The sequence below is a fragment of the Nostoc sp. DedQUE04 genome (genome assembly GCF_034530995.1).
In the GTDB taxonomy this organism is placed as follows: domain Bacteria; phylum Cyanobacteriota; class Cyanobacteriia; order Cyanobacteriales; family Nostocaceae; genus Nostoc.
The window spans coordinates 25,610-38,653 of sequence record NZ_JAVRCA010000025.1 but is presented as its reverse complement, the minus strand read 5'-3'; the positions used below and the strand labels follow the sequence as shown (position 1 = coordinate 38,653).

Below are 13,044 nucleotides of genomic sequence, written 5' to 3'. Positions count from 1 at the left end.
TGCGTAGGCATAGCCCGTCGTAGACATCGCGCAGTGCCATCCACTCCAACCAACGCAGTGTTAGCCTGCTTCATCGTCAGTATGTACAGTTCTCAAGAGTTGTTCTGTAAGCTCGATTAATTCAGATACAGAATTTTGCGTAATTTGTGTAGTTTTGAAGCCATGAGCAATAGAATTACGTAATGGGAGTGCATTCATTAGTAACTGATACTCAGATTTTGAAATTACACCTTCAGTTGCTAATTGCTTTACTAAGTAATGTGGATCAAATCTTTCTAAACTTAGCTCTTCCTTTTGGGCAATAAGTCTCAAAGTTGCTTCTACCAAAGACCAAGAATATAGGATAGCTGATTCTGGATGTTGCGTTGTAAGTTGCCTTGCTACTTGCAACTGTGATTCTATTTCATGTTCTTGAAGAGAAGCCTCTGCTTTCAAAGAATACATTGTATCCTCCGGGTTGGTCATTACTAATTCAAATCTCCAACCAGGATGTTTTTCTACCGCTTGAGCTAAATTACCTAAATATTGATTAGAAGAAGAGTTAAGTGAGGAGCGTGACTTGACTTCAATAACTACATTTTCTTCTCCCCGACGTACTATCATGTCAGGGCGATAGTGATTAAGGAAATCTGGTAAGTCTTCTGGATTTGGATGAAAAAAAACTTCGTAACCCTTTTCACGATACTCCTCTGCTAGTTTCAACAATCGCTCTCTTTCTAAGTTTGCAGTTGGAGTTTCCATCAAATAATTACCTCCTGGTTAGGAGCATCAATTACGACAATATGTAAGAACTCATTGCCACTAGCAAAGCCTTCCGCCAATGTCGAGGTCATGTTTTCTATTCTAAAGTTACCTGACAAATTCCTCTTTCTAACTAAAAGATCGCTTACTTGATTATCATCGACGTAAGCTAATCCTTTAATTGCATCTTGAATAGGCTTCACTATATTATCTATATCTATTTGAACAGAATCATAGAAATAGGTTATTTGAAGCATAACTAACCCAGTAGCTGTTTTTTGTTCCGAAGACCAGTATTTTTCAGCTTCTTGTCGCACTGTCTTTTTCCAATCTTGAAGCCGATTGCCCTTACCGCGCTTACGAGCCTGTTGTGATACTGGTCGCCCATTTACTATGAACTCAAATCTGGTCAATGCACTTCTAAATAATAGATCGCAGGTTATTCTATGCTAGTAACCTAGAACACAAGCAGATAAACTCCCGCCCCGCTACTCATGACAGAGGAAGACTGCCGTTACTAAGTGTTGCTGCGTCGCCAGTAGCTTCGCTGAGTGCTTCACGAATTATCTCATCACTGACACCATGCCGTTTCAAGCTGGCAATCAATGTAGAAACAGTATCACCCTCAAGTCGCTCAAGATCGGCTCGAAGTCCTTGTCCGATGTAAGCGCGAACTAATGGCTGATAACCAGAAAACCCTAACAATGGTGCTACTCGCTTCAAATCCTCAATCACATCTTCGGGAATGCGAATTGTGACTGTCGTCATTGGACGATTTTTATCAAGTCGCTTTTTTAAAACTTCAGCTTTCATAGTATTCACGTTCCTTACGCGTCGCTTTCCGAGCCGAGATAATCCGAATCATGTCGTTTTCACGCTCAATGTAGACGACGTAGAGAAGATTCTATCTTTGTCCAAGCCAATCACAGCATCCCGCTTCCATTGCGGCTTGCATCAACCATCACTAGAAACGGATCGAAGAAAGCTTCTACGGCTTGTTGAAATGTTATGCCGTCATCATTGCTGCGATTAATCCAAGCTTTCTTCTCGTTCCAAATAAAGGTGATGCCATTAAGCACGAAAACACATCTATCCCTACATAGTTTAGGCAAGATGTATTTACGTTGTCAATACGCTTTTTTGTAAAAGTTTACAATCTCATTAATGAGATTTACTTTCATTAATTTGAATTTTAGTGTAGACTATTTTTTGATAACTATTGAGAAAGTTAATCAATAAGTTAGAGGGTAAAATGACAACTTCTACAAGTCCGCTGTCGGTGGAGCAAGACCTTACTGACTCGCCTTGGTGGGCTGGTAACGCCAGACTCACCAGCTTATCGGGGAAACTACTAGGCGCTCACGTCGCTCATTCTGGTCTGATCGTTTTCTGGGCAGGAGCTATGACTTTATTTGAGCTAGCCCACTTTAATCCAGCAGAACCGATGTATTCGCAAGGCTTAATTTTGCTACCTCATCTAGCTACTCAAGGTTGGAGTGTTGGTGCAAATGGTGCAGTCGTGGATACTTATCCCTACTTTGTAATTGGAGCTTTACATCTAATTTCCTCAGCTTTTTTGGGTTTTGGAGGAATCTTTCATTCCCTGCGTGGCCCGGAAAAATTGAAGGGTAAAGTTCCTTTCTTTGGCTACGACTGGTCAGACACGGGTAAAATGACCACAATCCTTGGTATACATCTGGTTTTACTGGGTTGTGGTGCATTCTTGTTAGTCGCCAAAGCAATGTACTTTGGGGGTTTGTACGACCCAAATGTTGAAAATGTGCGGGTAATTACAAATCCGACATTAAACCCAGCCGTCATTTTTGGTTATCTGTTTGGCGCAATTAGTAAATTTTGGATTGCTGGCGTTGACAACCTAGAAGACGTGGTTGGTGGACATATTTGGGTTGGTGCAATGTTGATTATTGGTGGACTTTTCCACATAGCTACTAAGCCCTTTAGTTGGACGCATCCACTATTTGTTTGGTCTGGAGAAGCTTATCTCTCATACAGTCTGGGCGCTTTAGCACTGATGGGTTTTATTGCAACTCTCTTTGTATCGGTAAACACCACTGTTTATCCTGAAGTTTTTTATGGGCCGGCGCTTGTAGTTAGACAGAATATCGTGCCGTACTTTTCATCACCTGACCCTGACCTTGTAACTGCCCGGACTTGGTTAGCTAATGCCCATTTTTGGTTAGCTTTCTTCTTTCTCCAAGGTCATATCTGGCACGCTTTGCGGGCGCGTGGGTTCGATTTTCGCAAAGGTAGAGTGAGCCAGGAGGCGGTAATTCCGCAACCAATTAGCTAAATTCAATTTAATGCATTTAATGCAATAGATTTGCAATTGTTTGGAAGCATAAACTCAACAATATTGCTAAATATTCTCAAGGAGTTTTGGAAATGACAGCAGTAATTGAAGATAGCCCATATAAGCAACAGATACCTGATGTTGGTTGGTGGGCTGGTAACTTTCGTCTCACTAATTTATCGGGAAAATTACTAGGCGCTCATGTTGCCCATTCTGCATTGATTTTGTTATGGGCTGGAGGGATGACGCTGTTTGAATTGTCGCGCTTCAACCCTAATGAGCCAATGTATGAGCAAGGCTTAATTTTGCTACCTCATCTAGCAACTCTCGGTTTGGGTGTCGGTACTGGTGGGCAAGTTATTAGCACCTATCCCTACTTTGTAATCAGTGTCTTACATCTGATACCTTCAGTGATTCTGGCAGCTGGTGGTATTTATCACTCCCTGCTGGGTCCAGAAGTGTTACAAGATAATCCTACTTGGGCTGGATTTTTTGGCTATGACTGGAAAGATAAGGACAAGATGACAACCATCTTGGGCATTCACCTCACGCTTTTAGGTTTAGGTGCTTTGGCTTTAGTTGCTAAGGCGGTGTTTTGGGGTGGACTGTTTGACCCTTGGGCTGCTGGCGGTGGAGATGTCAGGGTAATCAATCATCCGACACTTAACCCATTGCGCATCTTTGGCTACCTATTTGGGGTTTGGGGGCCAGAGGGATTGGCTGCTGTTGATAACTTGGAAGATGTTGTTGGCGGTCACATCTGGGTTGGTTTGATGTTAATTGGCGGTGGTATTTTTCACATCTTGACTAAGCCATTTGCTTGGGCACGCCGAGTTTTGATTTACTCAGGGGAAGCGTATTTATCTTACAGCATTGGTGCTGTAGCATACATGGGCTTTTTAGCAGCATATTTTGCATCAGTTAATAACACCGTTTATCCCGAAGTTTTTTATGGGCCAGTTAGAGCTATAGAAACTTCTGCTGGTATAGTTTCTGCTCGTGGTTGGTTGGTAACTTTCCATTTTGTCCTAGCGCTGATGTTTCTGTTAGGTCACATTTGGCACGCTCTCCGCGCTCGTGCGATCGCAGCCGGGTTTGATTTTAAAAATGGTGATATGGTTCAGCCTCCACGTGTAGAGCGCCAAACGAGTAATCAGGTAAGCGCAGTCAATTCTTCTGATTTGACGCTGAAGTTTCTCAAATACTTACCAATTTACCGCCCCGGTATATCTCCTTTGTGGCGGGGATTAGAAATTGGCATGGCTCATGGTTACTGGCTAGTTGGCCCCTTTGCAACATTAGGTTCATTGGGTTTATTACGCAATTCTAATGTCGGCAGCTTGGTTGGTTTATTAGCCACAGGCAGTTTGATTATCATCCTGACAATTGGTTTTTCGCTTTATGGCACTACTAGCTACGAAAGACAGCAAGAAATCTATTCACGATCGGTTTCGGTTGCAACTGTTGCCAAAGTACCACAGAGCATCAATACTGTCGCCGAATGGAGTCAATTTACCGAGGGCTTTTTGATTGGTGGAATTGGTGGAGCAATCTTCGCTTATCTGCTATTGACTAGTATTGCTTTATTCGGTGCGATCGCAATCAACTCGATTTAATCATCTAGTGATTTAGTACTCATCATGTAAAGACGTAGCATTCTACGTCTTTACAATAAATTAGAGCAAGACTTAAATTGCTCACACTCACCTCATTCCTTTTGATTTATGTCTACCTACTAGACTCAGTTAATTTAGTTTCACTCAACACTAGCTAAATAATATTTCATGCCTGCGGTTAAAAGCAGTTGACTGCGGGCACTTTTTTCTAATCTTTAGGAGGATGACTTATGCTGGCTACAATTTTTTGCGCTTCATTTGCTTGGGCCACTTTGATTTTCTTTCTTTTGAGTATCTGCTTTACCTTAAAACAAGGGATAAATCATTTAAAAAAGCTACATCAAATTCCTTGTCATGCTTGTGAATATTTCACTAACGACTATCGCCTTAAGTGTACTGTACATCCAACTAAAGCTTGTTCTGAGGAAGCGTTCGGCTGTCTTGACTTTGAACCTCAAACTTCTTTTTGTAATGCTTGTCAAAAGGGTCGGCAAAAGCTTTATTAAAATTTTCTAATTAGATAATTTCTAATCCGTAATACTCTAAATACTTATGAACAGACAATCTGATTTGCTATCGGAACTATGCGATTTTTTATATCCTCGTAGTCCATATTATGGGCAATTTAAACCAGAGTATCTAGTATTTAACGCTAATCTTCAAGATTTTTCTCAACGGGTAAACTACATTTGCAGTCTCCAAACTAGTGGTAAACTTTCACCACAAGAGGCTTACAAACAAATTCACATCCTCTGGAGACAGTTGAAAAGTGCTAAAAAAGAATTGGAAATTCGCTAGCTAAATAAAATGAAAATTGTATCCACCTGCGATCGCAGTCTTTGCAAGATGAGTGAAGTTGTCCACCAATTGAGTATTTTTAACAAAATGCAAAAAAGTTACATTGACTGGATTGATATGGAAATAAATTTTTCCTCAGAAAAAAATTAAGGATGTAAAAACAACAACCATTTACACCCAAATTGCTAACAGACGCGATTAATCGCGTCTCTACATTATGCTTCTTCTGAATTATCTCTTTTATGTCCTGGGGATGCTTCGTAAAGTGCATCGAGATGTTGACGCGCATCTTCAACGTTAATTGAACGCATTATCAAAAGTGGCTCTTTAATTAAATTCCCCGCGCTATCTAACAACTCTGGATGGGGTACAAACTGTTTTTTTGATGAATAATAACCAGAGTTACGTTGGTTATTCATTGGCGAGGAATTCGTTGGGTAAGTTCGCTCCCGATCGAAACTGAACATAATCAGGTTACGAATTAAGTTGCCAACAGCTATAAATGCAAGGATTGTAAAAGCAAGAATGTAAAGCAGATGTAACATTGGATTTTCCTCCAGAACAGCAATTTTTAAAACTTTATTTTGTAACGCTTTGTTTCGCCGATACTGTACTCGCAGTTAAGACGAATATTCTACGCACTTTTCAGGCGCTTACATTTATATGGAGCTATTTGTCAACAGTTATTCCACTTACGGTAGCATAGGATACATTATTTTGCTAATCCAGATAATGTTAAGAAATTGTTAAGAGTTTTCTACTATCTTTTTAACGACTGATTTACCATCTTGCCTAGACGCTTCCTTAGTAATTTAAAAGACATCGCTAAGTTGTCTGCCGAAATTTAGCGCGCTTAGACTTCACGTCCTTGACGAAAGCGCATTGCGACATTCCAGCATTCTGTTACTAATTCATGCCAAGGCATTAACGTTGCCATATCAATTCCGACTTGTTTATCAGTTGCATTAAATAGCATTTTCGCCGTATTTAGTTCATCCTGCGCTTGCTTAACCCGCAAGAGCAAGTCAGATTGCTCTTGGTGACTCATAAATGAGAGTTCCTCAGTTTCGAGTAAATGGCGCGATCGCGTAAACCAATGCTGAAAATCTTCCAGCAGCGGATCTAAAACCGTTTTCAACAACTCAGTCCCTGGTAAATTTGAGTCTGACATAAATAAGAGGGATATTTCAAACTTGCTTACTAATATTAACGTTATTTACGTTTCTTAATACTTTTTAGATTTCTCTCATAATTACTTAATGTAAAATTTTGTAACAAAGGGCACAAAATTTATTATATAGTCTCGATCTCTGGTTTGTACAGTGCCTTTGGACAGGCATCTATAGGCATATATGACAGCGAGTTGCAATTCATAAGATAATTTAGCGATGTCTACGACGGGCTACGCCTACGCGGGCAATCCTGAATTTGAAACTCAGGTAACAAATCAAAAATTTATCTTTATTTTTGGATTGAAGAAGAATTCAGGAGTCAAAATTCAGGACTCAGAATCAAACCGCTACGCAAAGTCATTAGCTATTAGTCATTAATCATTAGTCATTAGTCATTAGTTATTCGTAACGGACAAATGACAACGAACAAATGACAAATGACTAATTAACCAAAGTCGTTATAGTTGAATAAGCCTACAGATTCAGATAAATCAACTTTTGTAATCACTTCGCCAACGGTTCAGCAGCCAATGTCGCCAAATTCATCAAATCAGTCACAACAGTTAGAACAAGTTGAAAAAATCTATTTACCGCGTACCAGCGAATCAGAGAACTTAAAAAAGATTCGCCACACTGCTTCCCATGTTATGGCAATGGCGGTACAAAAGCTGTTTCCCAAGGCGCAAGTTACAATCGGCCCTTGGATAGAAAACGGTTTTTACTATGACTTCGACAGTCCAGAACCATTTAGCGAAAACGATCTCAAAGCCATCAAGAAAGAGATGGCGAAGATTATCAATCGCAAATTGCCACTAATTCGGGAAGAAGTCAGCCGCGAAGAAGCCGAACGCCGGATTCAAGGAATTAATGAACCTTACAAGCTAGAAATCCTGGGAGATATCAAAGAGGAACCAATCACAATTTACCATCTGGGGAATGAATGGTGGGATTTGTGTGCGGGGCCTCATCTGGAAAATACTAGTGAATTAAACCCGAAAGCAGTTGAACTAGAAAGCGTTGCTGGCGCTTATTGGCGTGGGGATGAAACTAAAGCCCAATTACAACGCATCTACGCCACCGCTTGGGAAAGTCCAGAACAACTCGCTGAATATAAGCGACGCAAAGAAGAAGCGCTACGGCGAGATCACCGGAAACTGGGTAAGGAACTGGGATTATTTATATTTTCCGATCTAGTAGGGCCGGGTTTACCTTTGTGGACACCCAAAGGCACTCTGTTACGGAGTACTTTAGAAGATTTCCTCAAGCAAGAACAGGTAAAACGGGGTTACTTATCTGTAGTAACACCCCACATTGCCAGAGTAGATTTATTTAAAACTTCTGGACATTGGCAGAAATATAAAGAAGATATGTTCCCCTTAATGGCAGACGATCAAGAAGCGGCTGCACAGGAACAAGGCTTCGTGATGAAGCCGATGAACTGCCCTTTCCATATCCAAATATATAAGAGTGAGTTACGCTCTTATCGGGAATTACCAATGCGACTGGCGGAATTTGGTACTGTTTACCGCTACGAACAATCAGGGGAATTGGGCGGTTTAACGCGGGTGCGCGGTTTTACTGTGGATGATTCTCACCTGTTTGTCACTCCAGAACAGCTAGATAGCGAATTCCTTAGTGTAGTGGATTTGATTTTGTCGGTGTTCAATAAGCTGCAACTGAAGAACTTTAAAGCTAGACTCAGTTTCCGCGATCCTGCTAGCGATAAGTACATCGGTAATGATGAAGTTTGGGACAAAGCCGAAGGTGCAATTCGCCGTGCAGTTGAAACCTTGGGAATGGAACACTTTGAAGGGATTGGAGAAGCGGCATTCTATGGGCCAAAACTTGACTTTATCTTTAGTGATGCCCTAGATCGGGAGTGGCAATTAGGAACTGTACAAGTAGATTACAATTTGCCTGAACGCTTTGAGTTGGAATACGTCGCTGAAGATGGCGTTCGCAAACGTCCAGTGATGATTCACCGTGCGCCTTTTGGTTCGCTAGAACGGCTAATTGGGATCTTGATTGAAGAATATGCGGGTGATTTTCCTTTGTGGTTAGCGCCAGTGCAAGCTAGATTACTCCCAGTGGGTGATACACAGTTAGACTTTGCGAAAGATGTGGTGGCGAAGATGCGTGCATTAGGCATCCGTGCAGAAGTTGATACCAGTGGCGATCGCTTGGGTAAACAAATTCGCAATGCAGAGAAAGAAAAAATACCCGTGATGGCTGTGGTGGGAGCTAAGGAAGTGGAAACTAACACCTTAAGTATCCGTACCCGCGCCTCTGGAGAATTGGGAGTTATCCCTGTCGATGAGGTGGTAGATAAAATGAAAGATGCGATCGCTAAGTTCGAGAATTTCTAAAATCTAACCTTGATAATTTCTAAAATCTAACCGCAAGCGCACACTAATCATATATTGGTGTGCGTTTTGTCTAGCTGGTAGGTTTTGGGAAGGTGCGATCGTAACGTATTTAATTATTAAAGGCTCATTAATGGAGTTCAAAGACTCGTTAACAAAGATCAAAGGTGGATTCATCCAGTTCAAATACTCATTTTAATTTTAACTTTTCATGAGATTTGGAAGAGCATAAAGTATCACAGACAACAAAAGTTTTCTCAATCACCCCACTCAAGAAAACTTTTCAAGTTATTTAAGACTGATAGGATTGATTTAAAGACTTGTGGAATCTGCTCTTCGTAAACAGACTGGACTTGCATAAATTAATGTCAATAATTTTTGACTAACATGATGAACCGCTTTACCTCTATTTTGCTGGCTGGCTTGATAGCATCTGCATCAGCTTTGGCTATTTCTCCAAAAGCTGAGGCTAATACACCAGCATCTTATCTTGCTGAGTTTGATAGCTACGGCTATGAACACAACAACGATGCTAACTACGAACGTCATAGTCGTCACTACAGAAATGGTGATTATGACCGCCACAATGACCTTCGCAATATTCGTGACGATCGCCGTTATGAGCGCGACAATAACCGCCGCTATGACCGCGACAATAACCGCCGCCATGACCGCGACAATAATCGCCATTATGAGCGCGAAAATAATCGCCGCTATGAGCGCGAAAATAATCGCCGTTATGAGCGTGAAAATCATCGCCGTTATGAGCGCGAAAATAACCGCCGATATGACCGCGATAATGACCTTCGCAACATTGATAATAACCGTCGCTATGAGCGCGATCGCGGCTGGGAACGTAGAATCATTGTGCCTACGTATTAAGCTTAGTTCCAAGTAAACTGAGCATTGATTCTACTTAGCAGTAGGACAAACACAATCTCTTTATTCCAGTCATATCATGTCCGCTTGATTGCTTATTAAACCCAAAAAACCCCACCCCGCTAAACCTGCGCTTTATCTCCCCTCCCCGCCTGCGGGGAGGGGTTGGGGGTGGGGTGCAATGACTGTGGGAATCATAACTAACTATGCGGACATAATATCATTCCAATATCTGACTTTTCACTCTTATCTAGAAAACCTCGCTTCTATTCCCTAGTAAGGAAACTTGCTCAGGGATTAGGTTTAGCGTTAGCTATTCTACATGATGTGAAAGGTCAGATTTTTATTAAATTAAGAATTTACCCTTAGTGCTAGATTCATTAATGGAGTTCAAAGGCTCATTAATGGAGCTAAAAGGCTCATTAATGGAGTTCAAAGACTCATTAATGGAGCTAAAAAGCTCTTTAATGGAGTTCAAAGGCTCTTTAATGGAGCTAAAAGGCTCTTTAATGGAGTTCAAAGGCTCTTTAATGGAGCTAAAAGGCTCTTTAATGGAGTTCAAAGGCTCATTAATGGAGCTAAAAGACTCATTTTAATGAAATCAAAAATTTCCCCTCAGCCTATAAGTCTCTTTCTTAATTACGAATTACGTTAGCGTAGCAGCGTGTAGCCCATTACCAATTACGAATTAATCTCACGCTCTTGGCCGCAACAATTGCACAAAGGTATCACTCACAGTATGGTCTTTGGTATCGGCGGCGTATTGAACTAATTTTTCCTTCAGTTCTTCGGCAGCATCTAACGGGAGTAAGGTTGCTAGCAAAAAGTAGACACCACGAAAACGGGGGTCGTCCATGTGGTCAAGGAGACGGTTTTTAGCTTCCTCACTCTCGCCGAGAAAGTTTTGCACCAAAAAGAAATCCATAATCTTGTCGTGGCGGAAATACCATTCTCTCTTGGCTTCGCCTTTTTCGTCTTGCCACTGACGGCTGACAACCATTTTATATTTATCGTCTTCCAAAGACTGTAATACCTGGTAAAATTCATCCGCAGGTAACGCCTGTTTATCATTCAGCCGCATTTGATAGACAGCATCGGAGAATTTTTTCAGGGGAAATTCCTGGTTCCACTCTTGCAAGTATTCTGCTGCCATCAATTGATATTGATGTTGTTGCAAGTGAAACAAATCGGGGTATTCACCTTGGGATAACATCAGGGCTACCACAGTTAAATCCATTGGATTAGAGAGAACCTTCTCAATCGCGCTTAATTCCTGTGGTGATTGCTGATTAGTGAGGGCTTTGGTTAAAAAACTAGCAGTGGCTTGCTCATAATTAGTACCTTGAACTTTGGCATTTTTGGGCAATCGTGGCTGACGGGAAATCAGAAATTGCTGTATTTGTGGTTCTTCAAGGGGCAGCAATTTATATATTTTGGCTGTTGAGGGTGGTGTCCACTCTAGGGGTTGGGTGGTCATGATGATGTTACCCCGGAAATAGCTTTCGGCAAACTGACAGATTTTTGCCCTGGTGTCGGCGGTAACTTCATTAAGTCCGTCAATGCAAATATCTAATGCGCCACTGTAAATTAAATTCTTGAGAAAATCAGCATCTTGTGCTTGTCCGTGCAGCTTGGCTTGAATTGCCTCAATTACTCCCTTGTCACACTTGTGTGCAGGTAGATAAACCACAAGCCGCCCAGAAGTTTTTACCAAATAGCGCAGATACATTGACTTACCCAAGCCGGAATCACCTTCTAAAATGACTTGTCCTTTGATGTTAGGTAGCGCTTGGGTAATTGGTACGGGTTCATCTACACCGGGAACTTTCACTTTAGAATTTGGAAAGTAAGCTTCGGGGTTAAATTTATCTAACCCGGCATCGGCTAGTAGGGAAGGCTTGAAAGGTTCAAATAACTTTTTGCGGAAAAAGGGAACCCAGGTGAGAATTAAGCCGACGTAGCCGACACCGAGAATGCGCCTCACCCAAGGATTCCAGAAGAAGATGGCTTGAACTTGGGGAAATTTGGGATAAGCGAAGATCAGGACAAGCCAAAAGGCAGCATGAATCAAAATAGTAGTTCTGGCGTTGAGAAACCACTGCCAAGTTTTGAGATTAACTATTACTGATTGCACCGAATCAGCTTCGTTGTAGCCAGCGTCTTTGAGGTTTTTGTGGTGAGTTTCTAAAATAACAATATCTTGCGGTTTCCAATGGACTTTTCTGGCAACTACAGCAATTTGCTTGGCTAAGTCTTCGCGTAATCGTGTAAAACCTTGGCTAGGTTCCCAGACTTGGGCAAAGATTTTGAGAGTTTTATCACCGCGATCGTGGCTTAATGAAACAGGAATTGTTTTAGTCTCAGGAAAACCCAGCCATGTGAGCAGTGTTTTGACTTCATTAGTGCCGCCACCCAAAAAATATGTCAAAAATCGCCACTGTGCAAATTCTGATTGACCTTCGTAATAGATGGTATCCAGAATTACTACAATATCATTTAGGTTGAGTTGTTCTATCTTTCCCAATGCTGATGCTGCACTGGAACGAACATCTTTATCAACGGTTTTATCCTTGAGGAAGTCGAGGATGTCTTGGACGTAGGGTTTGGCTGCCTCCCCCAGATTTCCCAATGCCAATACTGCACCGGAACGAACACTTGAGTCAACGGATTTATCCTTGAGGATGTCAGCGATGTCTTTGACGTAGAGTTTGGCTGCCTCCCCCAGATTTCCCAATGCCTTTGCTGCACTGGAACGAACACTTGAGTTAACGGTTTTATCCTTGAGGATGTCAGCGATATCTTTGACGTAGGGTTTGGCAGCCTCCCCCAGATTTTCCAATGCCTCTGCTGCACTGTAACTAACATAGGATTCAACGGATTTATCCTTGAAGAAGTCGAGGATGTCTTTGACGTAGGGTTTGGCAGCCTCCCCCAGATTTTCCAATGCCGATGCTGCATAGTAACGAACACTTGAGTCAACGGTTTCATCCTTGAGGATGTCAGCGATGTCTTTGACGTAGGGTTTGGCTACCTCCCCCAGATTTTCCAATGCCGATGCTGCACTGTAACTAGCATAGAATTCAACGGATTTATCCTTGAGGAAGTCGAGGATGTCTTTGACGTAGGGTTTGGCAGCCTCCCCCAGATTTCCCAATGCCGATGCT

15 protein-coding genes are annotated in these 13,044 nt (G+C 41.8%); 8 read left to right on the top strand and 7 right to left on the bottom strand.

What is annotated here, in order from left to right; genetic code table 11:
* Positions 1 to 60 precede the first annotated feature (60 nt).
* The 4 genes from RM049_RS18530 to RM049_RS18515 form a co-directional block, all read right to left on the bottom strand.
* The gene (locus tag RM049_RS18530; RefSeq protein WP_322705245.1) at positions 61 to 741 is read right to left on the bottom strand and encodes a hypothetical protein; all 681 of its coding nucleotides are present in this window, start codon (positions 739 to 741) and stop codon (positions 61 to 63) included.
* A complete protein-coding gene (locus RM049_RS18525) occupies positions 741 to 1,154 on the bottom strand; it encodes a RusA family crossover junction endodeoxyribonuclease (protein ID WP_292752920.1) in 414 nt (137 codons plus the stop codon). Before RM049_RS18525 ends, RM049_RS18530 begins: the two co-directional genes overlap by 1 nt.
* Before the next feature lie 79 nt (positions 1,155 to 1,233).
* A complete protein-coding gene (locus tag RM049_RS18520) occupies positions 1,234 to 1,554 on the bottom strand; it encodes a hypothetical protein (protein WP_322705196.1) in 321 nt (106 codons plus the stop codon).
* Positions 1,555 to 1,664: 110 nt separating this feature from the next.
* Entirely contained in the window at positions 1,665 to 1,820 is a 156-nt protein-coding gene (locus tag RM049_RS18515) for a hypothetical protein (RefSeq protein ID WP_322705195.1), read from the bottom strand.
* Between the two features lie 173 nt (positions 1,821 to 1,993).
* Between RM049_RS18515 and RM049_RS18510 the strand changes: the two genes are divergently transcribed.
* The 4 genes from RM049_RS18510 (at position 1,994) to RM049_RS18495 (ending at position 5,466) form a co-directional block, all read left to right on the top strand.
* Positions 1,994 to 3,052 (top strand): chlorophyll a/b binding light-harvesting protein, encoded by a 1,059-nt coding sequence (locus RM049_RS18510; protein ID WP_322705194.1) that lies wholly within the window; start codon positions 1,994 to 1,996, stop codon positions 3,050 to 3,052.
* 92 nt (positions 3,053 to 3,144) lie between these two features.
* Complete coding sequence (locus tag RM049_RS18505) at positions 3,145 to 4,668, top strand: chlorophyll a/b binding light-harvesting protein (protein ID WP_322705193.1); 1,524 nt, start codon at positions 3,145 to 3,147, stop codon at positions 4,666 to 4,668.
* A 230-nt stretch (positions 4,669 to 4,898) separates the two neighbouring features.
* Complete coding sequence (locus RM049_RS18500; protein ID WP_322705192.1) at positions 4,899 to 5,174, top strand: hypothetical protein; 276 nt, start codon at positions 4,899 to 4,901, stop codon at positions 5,172 to 5,174.
* Between the two features lie 46 nt (positions 5,175 to 5,220).
* Positions 5,221 to 5,466, top strand: a complete 246-nt coding sequence (locus RM049_RS18495) for a hypothetical protein (protein ID WP_322682188.1) — start codon at positions 5,221 to 5,223, stop codon at positions 5,464 to 5,466.
* A gap of 215 nt (positions 5,467 to 5,681) precedes the next feature.
* Here the strand turns inward: RM049_RS18495 and RM049_RS18490 are convergent, their stop codons facing one another.
* A complete protein-coding gene (locus tag RM049_RS18490; protein ID WP_322672931.1) occupies positions 5,682 to 6,011 on the bottom strand; it encodes a DUF2973 domain-containing protein in 330 nt (109 codons plus the stop codon).
* 308 nt (positions 6,012 to 6,319) lie between these two features.
* Positions 6,320 to 6,637: a DUF2605 domain-containing protein gene (locus RM049_RS18485; protein WP_322698212.1), complete on the bottom strand. Its 318-nt coding sequence runs from the start codon at positions 6,635 to 6,637 to the stop codon at positions 6,320 to 6,322.
* A gap of 217 nt (positions 6,638 to 6,854) precedes the next feature.
* On the opposite strand from RM049_RS18485, the gene RM049_RS18480 reads away from it, so the two are divergent.
* From RM049_RS18480 to RM049_RS18465, 4 genes are all read left to right on the top strand, one after another.
* Positions 6,855 to 7,016, top strand: a complete 162-nt coding sequence (locus RM049_RS18480; RefSeq protein ID WP_322705191.1) for a hypothetical protein — start codon at positions 6,855 to 6,857, stop codon at positions 7,014 to 7,016.
* A 152-nt stretch (positions 7,017 to 7,168) separates the two neighbouring features.
* Positions 7,169 to 9,004: a threonine--tRNA ligase gene (gene thrS, locus RM049_RS18475; protein WP_322705244.1), complete on the top strand. Its 1,836-nt coding sequence runs from the start codon at positions 7,169 to 7,171 to the stop codon at positions 9,002 to 9,004.
* A 384-nt stretch (positions 9,005 to 9,388) separates the two neighbouring features.
* A complete protein-coding gene (locus RM049_RS18470) occupies positions 9,389 to 9,883 on the top strand; it encodes a hypothetical protein (protein ID WP_322705243.1) in 495 nt (164 codons plus the stop codon).
* A gap of 365 nt (positions 9,884 to 10,248) precedes the next feature.
* A complete protein-coding gene (locus tag RM049_RS18465; protein WP_322705190.1) occupies positions 10,249 to 10,476 on the top strand; it encodes a hypothetical protein in 228 nt (75 codons plus the stop codon).
* Between the two features lie 98 nt (positions 10,477 to 10,574).
* On the opposite strand, the gene RM049_RS18460 is transcribed toward RM049_RS18465, so the two are convergent.
* On the bottom strand, positions 10,575 to 13,044 hold a 2,470-nt coding region (locus tag RM049_RS18460; protein WP_322705189.1), incomplete at its 5' end, for a HEAT repeat domain-containing protein.